General features: G+C 34.8%; 16 protein-coding genes. 5 read left to right on the top strand and 11 right to left on the bottom strand.

Going from position 1 to position 18,191, the window contains the following annotated elements; translation table 11 throughout:
* Window positions 1–136: 136 nt before the first annotated feature.
* Entirely contained in the window at window positions 137–1,453 is a 1,317-nt protein-coding gene (gene brnQ2, locus ACUXEY_RS17290) for a branched-chain amino acid transport system II carrier protein BrnQ2 (protein ID WP_098884296.1), read from the top strand.
* A gap of 36 nt (window positions 1,454–1,489) precedes the next feature.
* Here the strand turns inward: brnQ2 and ACUXEY_RS17285 are convergent, their stop codons facing one another.
* From ACUXEY_RS17285 to ACUXEY_RS17270, 4 genes are all read right to left on the bottom strand, one after another.
* Window positions 1,490–3,412 carry an FtsX-like permease family protein gene (locus tag ACUXEY_RS17285; protein WP_461301209.1) on the bottom strand — a complete coding sequence of 641 codons (1,923 nt, stop codon included), beginning with the start codon at window positions 3,410–3,412 and terminating at the stop codon, window positions 1,490–1,492.
* Between the two features lie 139 nt (window positions 3,413–3,551).
* Window positions 3,552–4,556 (bottom strand): ABC transporter permease, encoded by a 1,005-nt coding sequence (locus ACUXEY_RS17280; RefSeq protein ID WP_461301208.1) that lies wholly within the window; start codon window positions 4,554–4,556, stop codon window positions 3,552–3,554.
* A 1-nt stretch (window position 4,557) separates the two neighbouring features.
* Window positions 4,558–5,424, bottom strand: coding sequence for an ABC transporter permease subunit (locus ACUXEY_RS17275; protein ID WP_461301207.1), 867 nt, complete (start codon window positions 5,422–5,424; stop codon window positions 4,558–4,560).
* Between the two features lie 90 nt (window positions 5,425–5,514).
* Window positions 5,515–6,249, bottom strand: a complete 735-nt coding sequence (locus ACUXEY_RS17270; protein WP_461301206.1) for a YwaF family protein — start codon at window positions 6,247–6,249, stop codon at window positions 5,515–5,517.
* A gap of 211 nt (window positions 6,250–6,460) precedes the next feature.
* On the opposite strand from ACUXEY_RS17270, the gene ACUXEY_RS17265 reads away from it, so the two are divergent.
* The 4 genes from ACUXEY_RS17265 to entC all read left to right on the top strand — a co-directional run bounded on the left by ACUXEY_RS17265 (window position 6,461) and on the right by entC (window position 11,232).
* The gene (locus ACUXEY_RS17265) at window positions 6,461–7,567 is read left to right on the top strand and encodes an efflux RND transporter periplasmic adaptor subunit (RefSeq protein WP_429600956.1); all 1,107 of its coding nucleotides are present in this window, start codon (window positions 6,461–6,463) and stop codon (window positions 7,565–7,567) included.
* Window positions 7,564–8,238, top strand: a complete 675-nt coding sequence (locus tag ACUXEY_RS17260; RefSeq protein ID WP_000609098.1) for an ABC transporter ATP-binding protein — start codon at window positions 7,564–7,566, stop codon at window positions 8,236–8,238. The genes ACUXEY_RS17265 and ACUXEY_RS17260 overlap by 4 nt, the downstream gene beginning before the upstream one ends.
* 26 nt (window positions 8,239–8,264) lie before the next feature.
* Entirely contained in the window at window positions 8,265–9,416 is a 1,152-nt protein-coding gene (locus ACUXEY_RS17255) for an ABC transporter permease (RefSeq protein ID WP_461301251.1), read from the top strand.
* A 448-nt stretch (window positions 9,417–9,864) separates the two neighbouring features.
* A complete protein-coding gene (gene entC, locus ACUXEY_RS17250) occupies window positions 9,865–11,232 on the top strand; it encodes a cell wall-binding protein EntC (protein WP_461301250.1) in 1,368 nt (455 codons plus the stop codon).
* A gap of 168 nt (window positions 11,233–11,400) precedes the next feature.
* On the opposite strand, the gene ACUXEY_RS17245 is transcribed toward entC, so the two are convergent.
* From ACUXEY_RS17245 to ACUXEY_RS17215, 7 genes are all read right to left on the bottom strand, one after another.
* Window positions 11,401–12,486 (bottom strand): DUF871 domain-containing protein, encoded by a 1,086-nt coding sequence (locus ACUXEY_RS17245; protein ID WP_461301205.1) that lies wholly within the window; start codon window positions 12,484–12,486, stop codon window positions 11,401–11,403.
* Window positions 12,476–12,754, bottom strand: a complete 279-nt coding sequence (locus ACUXEY_RS17240) for a hypothetical protein (protein WP_461301204.1) — start codon at window positions 12,752–12,754, stop codon at window positions 12,476–12,478. The genes ACUXEY_RS17245 and ACUXEY_RS17240 overlap by 11 nt, the downstream gene beginning before the upstream one ends.
* Window positions 12,730–14,040, bottom strand: coding sequence for a PTS sugar transporter subunit IIC (locus ACUXEY_RS17235; protein ID WP_001013058.1), 1,311 nt, complete (start codon window positions 14,038–14,040; stop codon window positions 12,730–12,732). The genes ACUXEY_RS17240 and ACUXEY_RS17235 overlap by 25 nt, the downstream gene beginning before the upstream one ends.
* 82 nt (window positions 14,041–14,122) lie before the next feature.
* Complete coding sequence (locus ACUXEY_RS17230) at window positions 14,123–14,428, bottom strand: PTS sugar transporter subunit IIB (RefSeq protein ID WP_000275651.1); 306 nt, start codon at window positions 14,426–14,428, stop codon at window positions 14,123–14,125.
* Window position 14,429: 1 nt separating this feature from the next.
* On the bottom strand, window positions 14,430–14,750 hold the full coding sequence (locus tag ACUXEY_RS17225) for a PTS lactose/cellobiose transporter subunit IIA (RefSeq protein WP_461301203.1): 321 nt from the start codon (window positions 14,748–14,750) through the stop codon (window positions 14,430–14,432).
* Window positions 14,751–14,861: 111 nt separating this feature from the next.
* A complete protein-coding gene (locus tag ACUXEY_RS17220) occupies window positions 14,862–16,802 on the bottom strand; it encodes a BglG family transcription antiterminator (RefSeq protein WP_461301202.1) in 1,941 nt (646 codons plus the stop codon).
* 73 nt (window positions 16,803–16,875) lie between these two features.
* Window positions 16,876–17,964 carry a DUF871 domain-containing protein gene (locus ACUXEY_RS17215; RefSeq protein WP_048562483.1) on the bottom strand — a complete coding sequence of 363 codons (1,089 nt, stop codon included), beginning with the start codon at window positions 17,962–17,964 and terminating at the stop codon, window positions 16,876–16,878.
* Between the last annotated feature and the right edge of the window lie 227 nt (window positions 17,965–18,191).

The raw sequence follows: 18,191 nt of genomic DNA, 5'->3' as shown, positions 1-18,191 counted from the left end.
GATTTAATGCATTATTTTTTAATATTTTCAAAATTCCCTATTGCTTTCTAGTCATCAGACCTTTAAAATAGTAACAGTTACTCGACAAATTATTTGAATTTTCGACAAAAACACTCATTAGGAGGATTTTCTTTATATGCGTACAACTTTAAAACCAGCGCAAATACTTTCGATTAGTTTATTACTATTCGCAGTTTTCTTCGGTGCTGGTAATATGATTTTCCCGCCGCTTCTCGGTCTTTCTTCCGGAGAAAATATGTGGATTTCCATTACAGGATTTATTATTACAGACGTCGGTTTATCTTTACTAGCTATCGTCGCTGTTGCCCTTGCCGGTGGTAGTTTTAACACTTTAGCAAGCCGTGTTCACCCAAAATTCGCAGCAATATTCGCTATCATTATTTATCTTTCAATCGGCCCACTATTTGTTATTCCACGAACTGGATCTGTATCTTACGAAATTGGGATTGCACCACTTTTCCCAGATCAATGGTATTCTATGTTAATTTTTAGCGCGATTTTCTTTACAGTCGTTTACTTCTTATCATTAAATCCATCAAAATTAGTAGATCATATTGGAAAAATATTAACGCCAATTTTACTTGGAATTATTGCCATTATGGCAACAAAAGCGATTCTTTCACCAGGAACGTTTGCAGAACCTGTTGGTGACTATAAAGAAATTCCATTTTTCAAAGGTTTTCTTGAAGGATTTTTAACGTTAGATGCAATTGGAGCACTCGTATTATCAACAATTGTTGTAAATGCAATTCGCCAAAACGGTATACAAGAGAAGAAATCGATTGCAAAATATACAATTATTTGCGGAAGTATCGCAGCTCTATTCTTAACAATTGTTTATTTCCTACTCGGTTATATCGGCGCTTCAAACGGTAATCTAGGACAATTCGAAAACGGTGGTCAACTATTAGCTACCGTTATGTATCAATTCTTTGGGACAAGCGGTAATGTTTTATTAAGTATCGCCATTATCTTCGCTTGTTTAACGACAGCAATTGGTGTTGTAAGTGCATTCGCCAACTATTTCGCAACAGTATTAACAAATGTTTCATATAAGAAACTCGTACTATACGTTTGTATTTTTAGCTTCGTTATTTCAAACTTAGGATTAAGTTTATTAATTAAAATTACATTACCTGTATTAATCATTTTGTATCCAATTACAATCATTTTAATTTTCGTATCATTTATTGATAAATATACGAAACGTAAACCTTCTGTCTACATCGGAGCAATGATCGCAGCATTCATTATTAGCTGTATTCACGCACTTGATAATGTGGAAATGATACCAAACTTTATCGCTAACATCGTACACACCATTCCTTTTTATAACTTAGGAATCGGCTGGATTATTCCAGCAATCATCGGTGGTATAATCGGATACTATATTCCGCAAACAGAAGCTGAAGGTGAAGTTTCTACAAAATAAAAAGAAGCAAGCATGAAATCCATGCTTGCTTCTTTTTTATTTTCTATCGCTACATACTGTATTTGTGTACGAACGGACCGTTAACGTATAGTAACCAAAGTAAATGATGATATAAACCCCTATACTGCCTAATAAAGGAAGGCTATATTCAAACATGCCTGTAAAGCCCATCAAACTTAAAAATGCAAAAAATGTATGACAAATCGCAAGGAGTAATGGTACTAAGAATATTGCACCTACTTGCTTTCTTACAGACTCTGTTGCTTCCTTTTTCGTTAGTCCAATTTTCTTTAACATTGCATATGCTGGTCGCTCTGCCATCGCTTCTGTTATTTGTTTAAAGTATAAAATACAACCTGTTGCAAGAATAAAGACAATCCCTAAAAATACACTAGCAAATAATAACACTGCACCATCTTGCAATTCAGATTGGCTCGCCTCTTCAAATGATTGGAATTTCGCTTCTTTGGAAAGGATATTCGCTAGATTTTTCGTTACCTCTACATTACCATTTCCTTCAACGATAAATCCGCTAACTGTAGAAACAGCATGTCCTTGCTGTAACTTATTAAATAGCGAATCTTGAACAACAAGTCCAACCGGTGCAAGTTTCGCACTCACAACTGTTTCCTCTCGATGGTCAACGATTGTAATATTATCCTTCAGCCCTTCAAAGGATACGTTGTTTCCTTCAAGCGAATTCTTTTCGATATTATATGATTTATATGGATCTAATAAAATAACTTCCTTTTCCGAACCGAGAATAACTTGTTTCTTCCCTAACATAGAAGCTACTTTATTATAATCTGTCACTTTTATCATTTGCACATTGCCATTACCTATTAAATACCCAGTTAATATGTGTTCTCCATCTATCTTCCCTTTCATAGAGAGCATAGCCACAGACGTTTCATTTTTGATTCCTAACTCATGTTTTTGAATTTCTTCTCTAACCTTCTTATCTAATTCCTTTCCAGTTGTTACATACCCATAACTAACTGGGTTCATTAATGCCGCCGTTTTCTGCGCTCCATAATACATACTAGAACTTATACCAATTGTGCAAAGTGTTACCGCACTTAATAAAGATAATAGCGCGAGCATCTTTACGTTTCCTTTTATTCTGAAGAACAATGAAGAAATGGATAAAATGTTCGTTCCATTCCAATATTTCGTTTTATCTCCCTTTATTTTATGGAGTGATTTCACTGTATATTGCTCAAATAGTAAAAACGTACCTTTTACAATACAACCAAAAATCAGTAAACCTGTAATAAAAATTGCTCCGAACCCAAAGATCTGTGTAAGTAGCGTAATAATATAACCTGTAATTAATAAAACAATCGCTCGTTTTGCCTTCTTACTTGCATACGTAGGTGCCTCTTCTTTCTGATTTTCACCATATAGTAATTCAACTAAACGATGCTCATAAATTAACTTTTTACTTTTCCATGATGCAATAAAGAAAATTGCTCCTATCGTTATAAGAACTTCTACTATAGATAAAAATGAAATCGTAAATGTGAACGTAAACGCACTTCCCATTAGCTTCACAAGAAGCCCCGCGCACATATTCGCTATAAATAAACCAGCAAGAATACCTAACACACTTGCCGCAGCACCAACTAATAACGTTTCATAAAAAAGTAACTTCGCAATTTCTTCTTTACGGATACCTAATAAACTGTATAGTGCAATTTCTTTTTTCTTCTTTCGCAAAAAGAAGCTATTACAATAAAAAATAAATATCGTTAAAAAGATAATCAACAATATTTGTGCAAACGTAAATGTCGTTTCCACTTTATCCGACTCTTTTAAAAGAGCTACTACACTTTCATTTCGTTTAATCGATACGAATGTAAAATAAATAATAATGCTGCCTACTAATGAAATAAAGTATAGAAAATAATCTTTCATATTTCGTTTTATACTACGTTTTGATACTTCTAAAAAATCCATCGTATACCTTCACCCACTCTCGCATTTCTCAATACATGAAGTGTATACGAAATTGCATTTCTCCCCTATCGATTTTCATTACATCTCCCTTACGATATTGTAATATAACAAAATAAAAGAACCTAGTTTCCTAGGCTCTTCACATCGTATGTTTAAAAGTAAATAACTCTTCTTTTGACTGCACAGCACATTGTTCCTCTTCTGCAACGTCCTTCTTTATCACTCCTCCTAACCTTACTTTCATCATCGCCTCTTCTATACTTTTTACAATCATATTTCCTGAAAAAATAGTAAGTCCAAAAAATGTAATGGGAACGAGCGGAATCCACGGATTCACTGTTAATGATCTAAAATAGACTCCAATTAAGCCTGACCATTCATGTGTGTATGATTCTATTTCTTCTATCGGTCCTAAAAACTTAACCGTTCCGCCAAAGAATATTTCCAGCAACCCTAAGTGCAGTAAAATAGTAAGAGTTTGCGTAAACTGCTGGAAAAATACAAGTATAAACGTCATATAGAGATGCGGAAAAATATGTTTTATAACAATGTGCCTGCTCGATCCACCTAATATGCACGCAGCTTCAATAAATTCTTCGGTTCTCAATTTGCGAACTTCCTTCGCAACATACAATGCAATAACTGGCATTACAAGCATTACAAGTAATAAAACTTGAAACGTAGCCCTTTCAAAAAAAGTTGTTGTTTCCTCTCCACTCCCAAATGTATTTGCAAAGTGAAGAAAGAAATACGCAATCATAACTGTTGGAATAACTGTAAAACTATCAAAAAAAGCCTCGATTTTCGAAAAACCTCTTTTTACATATGTTCCAAGCACAACACCGAAAAACACACCTATTACCATTCTAAGTGCCGCAATTAAAATAGATATACCAATCGTCCACTTTGCGCCTTCAATGACTAAATGTAACAGGTCGTATCCTTTCCGGTCTGTCCCAAGTAAAAATTGGAATGAAGGTAAAAACGGTGGAACTTCTGGATTTTCATCTGCATCATATTGCAATGTAACTTGTCTAATATGTCCATCATTCCATATCGTATTTCCGATGCTCAAAAGAACTAATATGAGAAGAAACCCAATGCTTATCCAAAATCTTTTATCGCATTTTATATACGTCCACATATTATAGCCTCTCCTTCATCGCAGCTGGAATGAGGTAATGAAACAATTTAAACAAAATAAAAATCGGAATATAAATAAGTAACACACTAACGATGAAAACCTCAATCCTAATACCTTCGTACGATTTCAAAAACATAAAAATACCACCCGTATTAAAAATCCATTCTATAATATATAAATTAGATAACATAAAAAAGATATTCGTTTTCGCAAAGAAAAGTGTACTAAGCAACACATTTCGTAAAACATGACGATTTAAAATATGAAAACGATTCAACCCTTTCGCCTTAGCAAATAGTACATAATCTTTTTCTAGTTCATTTTCAAAACGAAGCACTAACATTTTTACAAACAGAATCGTAGTCGGTATACTCAAACAAAATATTGGCAATCCTCTAATCGACTCGCCTCCAATTGATGCAATTTGAAAAGGTAAAAAACCTGTTTGCTTAAAAAACCATACAACTAAAATTTGTGATACTAAAATAAGAAGAATGTCTGGAATGGATTCCAGGAAGATAAGAAATGATTTAATGCGATGTTGTATACGCGGTGAACTACTCATAATGACATAAACAATACAAAATGCTACAAATAATGAAATGAAAAAAGCAGCCAAAAAAATAATAATCGTTTCTTTATAATGGACGAACAACTGCGGAAATAAAAATTTACCTCTCACATATTGCAAATTGGAAATATCCATTAAATTCACAAACACTTCCTTTAAACTCTGTATGTACTGTGATGCATGCAATTCAAATCCGTAAAATAATTTCGGCAATGCCCCTAGACAAATAATGCCCAAAATCGAAATAATAAATTGAACCGTCACTTCCATCCCATTCAGAAAAACTTTTTTGACCACGTTTTCCCTTCTCTCTTTATATAATTTACCTTCTGATTTTATTCTTAATTTTCTGAATTGTAAATATTCAACGCATAAAAAATCGCTAGGTTATGATCCTAACGATTCTTTGTGTAACTGTTTTTCTCTTTTCGCAAATGGCATATATAAAATAAAACATCCAATAAGCGCTGCGAGTTCTAATGAAATAATATAGTAAGGATGCGGCCCTAACATATCGAGTAATGACGCAGTTTCTGGCTTACGAGCTAAAAACATATAATTACCGCCCGTTTTGTAATTTACAAACGAAACAATTGGAATCAATATATTTAAAAATATCATCGTGCGTCTAATAGATTGTAATGTCGGACGATACCCTTCCACCCAAGTCATAAAGAGTGGTGCCCAAATGAGCAATATATGTGCGATAAAATATTCAATGAAACGAAAATGCGGAAAGGCATATTGCAAGTTCGGCGTTAACATAGCTTGTGATGCACCAATAATTCCTGTGAAAAATACAATCTCATATATGCGGTAACTTTTCGTTACAATCATAATCGATGCTAACAATAAACTAATCGTACATAACTCAAATGGTAATGAAGTGCCTAGCTCAAATATCCCCGCTTTCCACTCCCACATATGAAGTCCAATTTCACTTCCTATAAATAGAAATGCAATCGCATATCGAACCGTTATATTCCACTCACTTTGCCGTAATACATCTTGGTATTGATACAGAAAAAATATTCCTACCAACATAATAAGTAATATAAGGACGTGTTGCCTTGAGTATGGAATAAATGGTTTTAATGGATGCGCACTAAAATAAGCTTCCATCTTGCCTCCTCCTCTCTTTCATACAATATTATTGTTAGAAAGAAACAACGAGTCAATTCATTTGCTTACACTAGGACAAGCTCTACCTTACATTTACATATTCATACCTTACAAAACTGTAAGGTTATTGTAAGCTAAAACGATTTGTCAGATTCTTCACCTCTTCTATACTGAATGTAGATACTAAAACGAACGAAAAGGTGATAAATAGATGAAGAAGAAAAATAAAGTGTTAATTACTAGTGTAGTAGCAATCGGTATTGCAGCTGGATCATATTTTGCATTTGCTGGTGGCGGTGGTTCAGAAGTAGCAATGGCATATAGCGGATATAAAGTAACAGAAAAACAAATTGAAAACGCGCAAAAATTTGGCGGAGAAGTCATTCCAAACGGCATCGAAACAATTTCATTCGATCCAACAAAAGGTACGTATGAATTAGCTGTAAAAAAAGGTGATGAAGTGAAAAAAGGGCAACTCCTTTTTAAATATAATGACCCTACTGCGAAACAAGGTGTAACGGAAGCAGAAATGCAAAAGAAAATCGCACAAAAAGAAGTAACATTGTTCCAAAAGCAAATTGATGCAGCGAAACAAAAATTACAAAAAGATAAAAATGCAGGCCTTCCTGCTGAAGCATTAAAAGCATCAGAAATTGAAGTACAGCAATTAGAATCACAACTTGAAATGAAGAAGTTTGAAGTTGAAAAAGCTGATGAGATGATTAAAGCAGCAAAAGAGAAAGTAAACACACTTTCTGTAACGAGTCCTGCCGATGGCGTAATTGATGATATCGTAAAAACGGCTGATGAAAAAACAGGTATGAGCGGCATTACACTTCGTCACGCTGGTCCATTTAAAGTAAAAGGTCAACTTTCTGAATATGAGCTTGCTAGTATGAAAGTTGGGCAAGAAGTAACTGTTTCCTCAAAAACGGTCGCTGGTAAGACTTGGACAGGAAAAGTAACAGAAATCGGTTCTACACCATTAAAGAGCATGGATGAAAATAAAACTGTTTCTAACTATCAATTCACTGTCACGTTAGATAATAGTGAAGAATTACAAAACGGCTTCCACGTATACGTAACAAGTAAATCTGGCGAAGCAACTGGGACAATTGTTCCGAAAAGCAGCATCGTGAAAAAAGGTGACAAAAATGTTGTCTTCATTGTAAAAGACGGTAAAGCGAAAGAACAAGCAGTTACTGTTGAATTCGAGACTGATAGCGAAGCAAAAGTTTCTGGAGTGAAAAAAGGAGAACAAATTATCTCTAAACCTGAAAAAGACTTAAAAGATGGTATGGAGGTTGTCGTTGAATGATTAACTTAAAAGGCATCACGAAATCTTTCCAAAATGGTGCAGAATCCGTTCAAATATTGCACGGCATTGACGTAACACTGAACCAGGGAGAATTTACTTCTATTATGGGACCATCTGGTTCTGGTAAATCAACATTAATGAACATTATCGGTTGCTTAGATAAACCGACGACAGGTGCGTATGAACTAGCTGGTCAAAACATTTCAAACATGTCTGAAACAGAACTTGCACGCGTTCGTAATAAAGAGATTGGATTCGTATTCCAAAACTTCATGTTATTACCGAGACTTACAGCACTTCAAAATGTAGAGCTACCTCTTATTTACGCTGGAGTTGATAAAAAAGAAAGACGTGAGCGCTCATTAGCCGCTTTAACAAAAGTAGGTTTAGCTGATCGTGCTACTCACTTACCGAACGAATTATCAGGTGGACAAAAACAGCGTGTCGCAGTCGCACGTGCAATCGTAAATAATCCAAAATTCATTTTAGCCGATGAACCGACGGGGGCACTTGATACGAAAACGAGTACACAAATTATGGACCTCTTTTACGAATTAAACAAACAAGGCTCAACAATCATTATGATTACCCACGATCGTGAAATTGGGGAAGCAGCAGCACGCCAAATTGTAATTCGTGACGGAAATATCGTCCAAGATTGGAGAGGTTAATTTTGAACACGAGTGAAAATATACGCATGGCCCTTTCCTCTATCTTTGCTCATAAAATGCGTTCTATCTTAACGATGTTAGGTATTATTATCGGTATTAGCGCTATCATTACTATCATTTCAATGGGTGATGGTACGAATGCAAAGTTTAAAGAAGAATTAGGCCAAGGAAAAGATAATGAAATAACGATTTACTACGACAACTCTGACTACGGAACAGATATTGCCAAAATTACAGCTGATATGCTAAAACGTCTTCAAACTGTTCCAGGCGTTAAGGATGTGTATCCAGATGTAAGTATGAAAGTAAAAGCAGCTTCTGGTTCAAAAGATGTCTCTCTTGATTTAAAAGGTGGAACAGGCGACTTCATGACAGATTCGAAAATAAAATTAGTTCACGGTCGCGAATTAAACGAAAGCGAATTAAAACAAGCAATTCCTGCTGTTATATTAAATGAAGAAGCTTTCAATAAATTATTTAATGGTTGGGAATCAAATTTATACACTGATATAAAAGGAAAGCCCTATAAGGTAGTCGGTGTGTACGAAACGAAAAATGACTTTGGAATGCCTATGTCTGAAGGCTATACGTCACTTGAAAATGTCCCTGTCATTTCAGGAGTAACTGAGTATGACTCTGTAAAATTAACAATGACCTCACCAACAGAACGTAAAAGTGTAGAAAAACAAGCCGTTTCCGTTTTAAACGAAATGAAAGCTCCTAAATTTGAAAATAAATTCAAAGCACAAGACTTAGGTGAATTTACGAAGCAATTAGACGAATCAATCGGTATGATGAAAATGGTATTCGGTGGTATTGCTGCTATCTCCTTACTAGTTGGTGGTATTGGTGTAATGAATATCATGCTTGTATCTGTAACAGAACGTACACGTGAAATTGGTATTCGTAAAGCACTTGGTGCAACGCGTGGTAAAGTATTAACACAATTCTTAATTGAATCTTGTATTTTAACAGGTCTCGGTGGTTTCATCGGATTCATGCTCGGTATCTTCTTCGCTTGGATCGTCTCCATCTTTGCCGGATGGCCACTCGTTGTCTCAAAAGAACTTGGACTTCTTGCAGTAGGTATCTCCATGTTAATCGGTATTATATTCGGTCTACTACCAGCTAACAAAGCTGCCAAACTGGATCCAATTGAATGTTTACGATATGAATAAACAAAAACGTAGGAATTTACACTCCTACGTTTTTTTATTTATCTATTAAATCGTGTTTCTTCTATTATATATGTTTCACGTTATACATACCTGTAACTATTTCAACCTACTAAAGCTATTATAGAATCCTATTATTGCAAAAATAATATGTGAAAGACTAAAATCAAGGCGTAATTTTTTCCATACCTCGACTTATTTTGTAACAATTATAGCGATATTCCATTAAATTTCACCCCATTTCTATTTCTCCACAACTAAAATAGTTATTTTTACATAACTACTTTCCTGTTTCAATAGAAAAAAACATCGTTTTTGTAATGATTACGAAATAATTATGTAACACTAACGAAATAATATTAACCTATTAGAAATTGAAATACTCCCCTTTTTATGTATTAGATGCTCTAACCTCCCCTATAAACTAAAAGAAAGCGCTTTTAGGATATTACTGGAATTATTACAGAATATTAATGACTCGTTACGAAAGCTTTGTAATTCTATGTTTTTCGCAAATAAGAAAATAATGGTTGCTATAATGAGGTCAACGAAAACAAATGCAATGGAGGCTATTATGAAAAAATTTATGGGTATAGCAACAGCAGCGGTTTTTGGTCTTGGGATTTTCACAACATCTGCTAAAGCAGAAACAATCGTAACGACTGATGTACTAAATGTACGAGAAAACCCAACTACTGAATCAAAAGTTGTAGGAAAATTATTAGATGGATATAAAGTTAACGTTTTACATACAGAAAACGGATGGTCAAAAGTGAAATTAAACAGCGGTAAAGAAGCTTTCATTAGCGCTGACTATACAAAAGACACTTACTACGTAACAGCAAACGTATTAAACGTACGTGCTGGTGCAAACACAGACTCAGAAATTCTTGGTAAATTAAAACAAGATGATGTAATTGAAACAACACACCAAGTTGAAAATGATTGGATCCAATTTGAATATAACGGAAAAACAGCTTATGTTCATGTTCCTTATTTAACAGGTAAAGCTCCAGTTAAAGTTCAACCAGCAGTTAAAGTTGAAAAAGCAACGAAAGTTCAAAATACAGCTAAAGCAGTGGAAGCAACTAAAGCTCGTGAAGTAGCTGAAACGCAAGCTAAGGCGGAGGAAGCAACTAAAGCTCGTGAAGCAGCTGAAGCTCAAGCAGAAGCTAAGGCTCAAGAAGCAGCTAAAGCTCGTGAAGCAGCTAAAGCTCAAGCAGAAGCTAAGGCTCAGGCAGCAGCTGAAGCTCAAGCAGAAGTTAAAGCTCAAGAAGCAGCTAAAGCTCGTGAAGCAGCTAAAGCTCAAGAAGCAGCTGAAGCTCAAGCAGCGGCTAAAGCTCAAGAGGCAGCTAAAGCTCGTGAAGCAGCTAAGGCTCAAGAAGCGGCTGAAGCTCGTGAAGCAGCTAAAGCTCAAGAGGCAACTAAAGCTCGTGAAGCGGCTAAATCTCAAAAACCTGCTACACAACAACCTGTTGCAAAAGAAACTGAAACAAGTGCACCATCATCTTCTCGTGAACTACGCGTTGTAGCAACAGCTTACACAGCAGATCCACTTGAAAATGGTTATAAAGCAGGCGACCAAGTAAAATCAGCTATGGGTCATAACTTAACAGCTAACCCAAACATGAAACTAATTGCAGTTGACCCAAGTGTCATTCCATTAGGTTCAAAAGTATGGGTTGAAGGTTACGGAGTAGCAATCGCTGGTGATACTGGTGGAGCTATTAAAGGAAATAAAATCGACGTTTTAATGCCTGATAAAGGTACATCTAGTAACTGGGGACGTAAAACAGTTACAGTTAAAGTATTAAACTAGTTAGTAAAAAAGAGTCAGTCTCATCGTTGAGGCTGGCTCTTTTTTATGTTTCTTACATGCTTGCTTCTCTCCCGTCTAAATTAAATCTATCTCTTTGCATTCTATATACGATAGATTACTATTTCAACAGAAAAAAGAGGATGTCATAGCATCCTCTCCTGCCCTACCCTATTCCACACAAGTAAACTGTGTCCAAGCTCCTACATAATCTAGTAAGAATAACTCTTCTTCTGCAATTGTACCGACAATATTTTTCCGTTCATCTATCGGCATTTCTTTTAGAATGATTTGAAGTTCACCTTTATACTTGCCAAATGAGTTGTTCCCAATTACAACTTGCCCTCTTTCCTGTAATACACTTTCGCGCACTGGGAAGTCATAGTCTTTGTACTTTTTACGTACTTCTGTAGAACGTACCATATATTCTGTTATGTCGCCGCGTCTTACATGTAATTCTTGCAGTGTCGCTTTCTTCTCTACTTCAGTCGCTTTGTCTACAAAGTGTACCTTTAGCTGTAACATGTAACGATTTAAGTTTCCTAGTTTCTCTAACTCTTCTTCACTGGCATAAGCATTTCCTATAATAACATCATCGATAAGCCCTGTTGCCCATAAGTGTTTCGCTTGTACTTCAATCGGCAAGTTACGATGCTCTTCTAGCGTACATAATCCGTCATTAATATCCCATGGACCGATGTTAGCTGCATGTGACGTAATAAATGCTGCCGTACGAATACCGTGTTTTTTAAAGCGTTCACTACAGCGAATGAAATAATCATACGGAAGACCAGTGAATTTTTGCGGATAAAAGTTATGGCAACCAATTAAAGCTGGTTTATTTGCCTGATGCGAAAGGATATTTTCTAAGTATGCAATATCGTTACTTACGTTCAGTTCAATTTTTAAGCCGTACGGATTATTCGTCATTTTCGCTTCTGTTAAACCGTCGAAACCTAAATCTAAACGGATACCATCTGCACCTAACTCTGCAAAGAATGATAGATCGCTATAGCTAATACCAAGTTGATCAAATACAGCCGGAGCTACATCTAAAATAACTTCCATATTATTATCTTTTGCATGATGAATAATTTCTTTAAATTCAGCTACAATTTCTTCTTTCGGACGATTCACAGATAATAGACATGTGAATATTCTTGAAAAACCGTGGCGTGCCGCTGCCGAAATGTATGCCATATCTTTTTCTTTCGTTGAATGCTCTGGATAAAGTGAAATTCCTAATTTACGCTCCATGCTTTTGCATCTCCTTCACACGTTGTATTAATGCCATGCTCGTAAATCTATATTTTGCAGATAAACATGTTGCACATAAAATCGTTGGTACAATAATTACGTACGGTGATTGTAACCCTAACATTACATAAACACCCATTGAACAACCGATAAATAAAACTGATATTAGTAGTAACACTAATAAAGATTTACTTTGTACCCATTTTGAATAATGTGCAATACACTGCCCCGCTACGAATGTAATTAAGATGATAATTGCTCCGAGCATTCTGTTTTCTCCTCTCCTGCTATTTGTTGTTTCTCATACATTTTGAAGAATGGATAGTAAATAACGAATGAGATAACAAAGTTAACAAGTACAAGTACACCAGCCATAATTGTCCAATCCGTACTAATAACCGCTGCAATTGGTGCTAACATCGTAAATGGCAATTTCGCCATCATCAGCGGAATCATGCCTGAAACAACTGCGAAATATGATACTGTCGTTGTCACTAACGGTGTAATAACGAATGGAATAATTAAGATTGGGTTCATTACAATTGGTGCCCCGAAAATAATCGGTTCGTTAATATTGAATAAGCCTGGCACAAATGATAATCTACCTAACTCTTTTAGGAACTTAGATTTAGAGAACATAAACATAATAACTAAAGCTAACGTTGAGCCTGATCCACCGATCCATACGAACCATTGAATAAATTGCTCTGTAAATAAGTTTGGTAATTGATGTGCATTTCCTGTAGCTGTGAATACTTCCATATTTTCAAGAATTGCTGAATCCCACATCGGACGAATAATTGGTCCTAAAATCGCAGGGCCATGTATACCGAATGACCAGAAGAACACGATTAAGAATACTGTTAATAAACCGCCGAATAAATTATTTCCTACTAATACTGATTTTAGTGGTGCGATTAAATATGTGATTGTTGTATTTACATCAAATTTTAAACCGTAACGAATACCCCAGAATAAAAGAATAACGACTAAAGTTGGAATTAATGCTGCAAACGAATTTGAAACTGCTGGTGGTACACTGTCTGGTAATTTAATCGAGATATTATGCTTAATCATAAAGTGGTAAATTTCTACTGCAATTAATGCTGTAACAATTGCTCCGAATAAAGATGTTGCACTTAATGTTCCTACTGAAATGTATCTCCCTGCATCAATAACACCTGGTACAGCTTTCGTAATTTGAATTGGTTCAACTGATGCTAGTAAAAAGGCGAGTACAGATAACAACCCTGCACTTAACTGATTGAGCTGATAAAAGTTCGCGAGTGAAGCTCCTACCCCAAATGCTGCGTATAACGCCATTAAACCTACTGTAAATCGGAACGGAATATCTAAAATATGGCGAAACGGTGCAATCCACTCCATATATGCATCAATTGGTAAATTTAAAAAGATAACGAAAAATGATCCGACAATCGTTAACGGCAATGTAGAAATAACTCCGTTTCGAATTGCTAATAAATGTCGTTGTCCTGCAATCTTTTGCGTTGTTGGCATAATCTTTTGTTCCATAAAACTCATAAAACCATTCATCAATACCCCTCCTCTTTTTCCTTACTATGAAAGAACGAAATAAAGTTATAACATTATAATGTTTATATTTAAAAAAATATAATTATGCTAAAACTAATTGTTCTGCTTGTTTCAATACTTTCAAACCGTCACACATGCCATAATCTCGTTGCTCTATAATTGCAACCGGTATATCGTATGACTTCGCAAGAAACTGTACCGCTGGAAACAAATACTTCACCTGTGGTCCGATTAAAACAACATCAGCGTTTTTTATCTCCAGTTTCACAAGTTCTGAATCAACTGCTTTAATTTTATAATTCTTTCCTTGTTTCATTGCCTCTTCTTGCATTTTTCTTACAACCATACTCGTTGACATGCCTGCTGCACAACATAATAAAATGTACATCTTATACTGTCACTTTCTCTTCTATTCGTTTATGAAGAGTGATAAATTCTTCAGCAAGTTCTTTCACTGTAATTGCATTCATTAAATGATCTTGTGCATGCACTAACAGTAAACTGATTTCTGCATGATTTCCTCTTGCTTCTTCTTGAATTAAGTCTGTTTGAATACGATGAGCTGCTGAAATTTCTTCACTAGCAAGTGTCATCTTTTCACTCGCATTCTCAAAATCTCCTCGTCTTGCAAAAGCAATTGCTTCAAGTGACGCGCTTCTCGCGTTGCCACCATGTAAAATTAACGCAAATGGAGTTTGCATATCAGTCATATTAAATTCCCCCAAGCTATCTTTTTTCTATATTGTTATCTTATTATGAAAACGTATACAATTAAACATAAAAAACTTCCGTTGTGTAACGGAAGTTTTTATATACTTCTCTTATAACGATAATAATATCTCTTGAAAATCTTCAACCACTTCAGCCTGAGCTAATTTCTCTATCGTATTTTGATTAGACATAATATCATATAAAAAATCATAAAGCTTTTGTAAATCTTCATTATTATTGCGCTTTACACTAAATAAAATAATAACTTGTACCTTCTTATCTCCCCAGTCAACCGCTTTATTAAGTGTACAAAACATCAAAAATGTTTTCTCACTTAATAACTGCATCGGATGCGGAATCGCAACTAAATTCCCAACCGCTGTAGGAGATGTATTCTCTCTTTCCATAACAGAACCATAAAAGTTTTCTGGTACATAGTTTTTCTCAGCAGCTTTCTCACATAAAAATTGGATAACTTCTTCTTTCGTAGAAGCACTATGATTTAAAAAGATTAAATCTTCCTTTATATACTGCTGCACACTAGTATTCACATGCGTAAACAACTGCTGACCGATTGACTTAATCTCTTTATCATCAAATATTGAGTTTACTTTTATAACAGGCACAGGCAAACCACTTGGTATATGAATTGTACTAATAATACAATCTATCTTTTCTTTATAAAGATCTTCTATTTTCAATTGATAATAGCCTGTAATCCCTACAATCTCTAATTTATCTCGGAACTGTGATAAAATTTTATATTTCAATAGCTGGGCGCTTCCTTGACCAGTCGCACAAACTAATAAACATCTTTTCTTTTGATTCTGTTCCTGCAAACGACTCATCGCTCCGCCAAAGTGAATCGCAATATAACCAATTTCACTTTCCGGAATCGATTCTCCCGTATATTCACCAATTATATCTCCAACGAGAACCGCAATTTCAAAAGCATACGGATAATTCTTTTTCACTTCTGCCAAAAGAGGATTTCTCGTATTTAACTTATACTTCAAACGGTTTAATAACGTTTTTAAATGAACACCAAATCCAAATAATAATTCTTCATCATAATAAAAAATAAGATTGCGTTCTTCCGCTACTTTAAAAAGAATATGTTGCATAAATGCATATAGATCTTTTCCTAATAACTCTTCCACATTTTCATAACGATCTTTCGCTGTAACGGCAGTACTTAATAAATGCATCGTCACATATAAAACTTCTTCTTCGGGAAATGAAAGATGCAACTCTTTCTCTAACTCCTCTACAATCTCTTTCGCAATTGTATATTCTTTCTTTATGATAAGTTCAGCTTGCTCTGCATTTAGTCCTTTCATATAATGTTGATTTTCACAACGCTTTAACGCGATCGCAATATGAATAACTAAATTATCAATCTCTATATCTGATAAATATATCGTTCCTCCTTCAATATACTTTAATATAATCGAACGGATAAGCGGTATATGAGGTAACGATACATATGTATCACTCTGCTCAAATTGCTCATGAAACGGAGTATGGTCATAACGCGGTAAACCATATTGTGATAAACAAGAACGAATATTGAACTCCTCTCCCACAATACGTATACCATAATACGGTCTCTTTTCAATTTGTAATTGATAACGACCACATATATCTGTAACATCTTTCATAATTAAATTTACAGTCGATTTACTTACATAAATCTCCTCTGCCAACTGTGAAAGCTTCACATATCCCTCACTCGTTAAAATACGCTGCAGAATGAATGCTATCCTTTCTTCATAAGAAGTTGGGATCTTTTCCGTCTGTTTTTGAAATAGATTCACGCAAAACTCTTCAAACTTCTTCGCTTGTATAATTTCTAATTCGTACCCAGTCCCTCTTTGCGATTCAATTTTCGCTCCGTTTTCTTCCAATATATCATTTAATAATTTTATATCTTTTTGAATTGTCTTCGTTGATACATGTAAACGGCTCGCTAAAAAAGCTCGATTTAACATCGATTTCTCTTCTAAAAACTCCTCTAAAATAGAAACTAATCGCTGATGCACCTTTGTCATAGCTCTTCCTCTCGCAGTTATATAAAAAGGAAAAAGCTGCTGAGGTCAGTAGTTTTTTCCTTTTTCATTTTATCTATTTCTTTAATGTAAATCCGAATTTATCCCATGCTTGTAAATAATCTAATAAGAAAATTTCTTCTTCTACAATTCGGCCAACTACATTTGTTTTTCCTGTGTTCACCATATCTTTTAAAGCAATTTGTAATTCACCTTTATATTGACCATACTGTTCATTATCAATTAAAAGATCACCTCGTTTAATTTCGCGTGTATTATGAGGTTTGAACTCTTCTTTCTTATACTTCACACGACTTTGTGTCGAGCGAATCATATATTCAGATACATCTCCGCGATAAAAATGAGGCTCGTCTAATACGATAATTTTTTCTAATTCTGTTGTTGTATCGTATAATCCTATATCAAATGTTTGTTTCTCTTTATTTAATGCACCTAGTGCTTGTAATTCTTCTTCTGATGCATAAGCATTCGCAATAATGACATCATCAATTAATTCTGTCGCAAACAAATGCTTCGCCTGTGTTGTCATCGGTAATTCACGATGCTGCTCTAACGTACATAATCCTTCTGTTACTGGCCAAGGTCCGTATGTTGCATCAAATGATGAAATAAAAGCAGCCGTTCTCATACCGTAATCTTTAAATTGTTTCGAGCATTTAATGAAATGATCGTATGATAACCCTGAATAACGATGCGGATAAAAATTATGGCAACCAATTAAATTTTCACGATTTGGCCTATGGCTCATGATATTATCAACATATTTCGTACCGTTACTCATATTAATTTCAATTTTTAAGCCATATGGGTTGTAAGTCATAATTGATTCTTCTAAACCAGAGAATCCAACATCTAAACGAATACCGTACGCACCTAATTCATGGAAGAACGATAAATCATTATATGAAATACCTAATTGTGTAAAGACAGATGGACTAATATCAACTAATACTTGGAACCCTAATGCATTTGCATGAGAGATCGTTTCTTTAAACTCTTCTATAATTTTCTCTTTCTCTCCATCTACAGACAATAAGCATGTGAATACACGTGTAAATCCGTATTTACTTGCTAATGTTAAATATTCCTTATCTTTCTCTACTGTTGAATGTTCTGGATAAATAGAAATACCTAATCGTCTCATATGTACACGCCTCTTTCTTCATTGTTTTGTAAACCTTTTCAAATATATGTAGTGAAAAAGTATATATCCCCTTCTCGTTCACTACTTTTTGAATCCGCTTTCTTTAAAGAAAAAACAATTTCTATCATTCATAACAACTACAAGTCTATACATCTATACTTTACATCTTTTTTTCATAGTTGTGTAGCTTTTACACAAATTTGTCAGTTTTTTCACCTCGAAAATTG

The organism is Bacillus sp. F9_6S_D1_P_5, from assembly GCF_054823925.1.
The sequence above is the reverse complement of the archived record's forward strand: the minus strand, read 5'-3'. Positions and strand labels throughout refer to the sequence as shown.

Excerpts from the sequence above, each read along its gene's own strand:
- ACUXEY_RS17215 (WP_048562483.1), bottom strand. The coding sequence starts at position 17,964 with ATGAGACGATTAGGTATTTCTATTTATCCAGAACATTCAACAGTAGAG.
- ACUXEY_RS17265 (WP_429600956.1), top strand. The coding sequence starts at position 6,461 with ATGAAGAAGAAAAATAAAGTGTTAATTACTAGTGTAGTAGCAATCGGT.
- ACUXEY_RS17230 (WP_000275651.1), bottom strand. The coding sequence starts at position 14,428 with ATGTACATTTTATTATGTTGTGCAGCAGGCATGTCAACGAGTATGGTT.
- ACUXEY_RS17255 (WP_461301251.1), top strand. The coding sequence starts at position 8,265 with ATGGCCCTTTCCTCTATCTTTGCTCATAAAATGCGTTCTATCTTAACG.
- ACUXEY_RS17240 (WP_461301204.1), bottom strand. The coding sequence starts at position 12,754 with ATGCTCGGAGCAATTATCATCTTAATTACATTCGTAGCGGGGCAGTGT.
- ACUXEY_RS17280 (WP_461301208.1), bottom strand. The coding sequence starts at position 4,556 with ATGTGGACGTATATAAAATGCGATAAAAGATTTTGGATAAGCATTGGG.
- brnQ2 (WP_098884296.1), top strand. The coding sequence starts at position 137 with ATGCGTACAACTTTAAAACCAGCGCAAATACTTTCGATTAGTTTATTA.
- ACUXEY_RS17260 (WP_000609098.1), top strand. The coding sequence starts at position 7,564 with ATGATTAACTTAAAAGGCATCACGAAATCTTTCCAAAATGGTGCAGAA.
- ACUXEY_RS17285 (WP_461301209.1), bottom strand. The coding sequence starts at position 3,412 with ATGGATTTTTTAGAAGTATCAAAACGTAGTATAAAACGAAATATGAAA.
- ACUXEY_RS17220 (WP_461301202.1), bottom strand. The coding sequence starts at position 16,802 with ATGACAAAGGTGCATCAGCGATTAGTTTCTATTTTAGAGGAGTTTTTA.
- ACUXEY_RS17245 (WP_461301205.1), bottom strand. The coding sequence starts at position 12,486 with ATGGAGCGTAAATTAGGAATTTCACTTTATCCAGAGCATTCAACGAAA.
- ACUXEY_RS17235 (WP_001013058.1), bottom strand. The coding sequence starts at position 14,040 with ATGAATGGTTTTATGAGTTTTATGGAACAAAAGATTATGCCAACAACG.
- ACUXEY_RS17270 (WP_461301206.1), bottom strand. The coding sequence starts at position 6,249 with ATGGAAGCTTATTTTAGTGCGCATCCATTAAAACCATTTATTCCATAC.
- ACUXEY_RS17225 (WP_461301203.1), bottom strand. The coding sequence starts at position 14,750 with ATGACTGATATGCAAACTCCATTTGCGTTAATTTTACATGGTGGCAAC.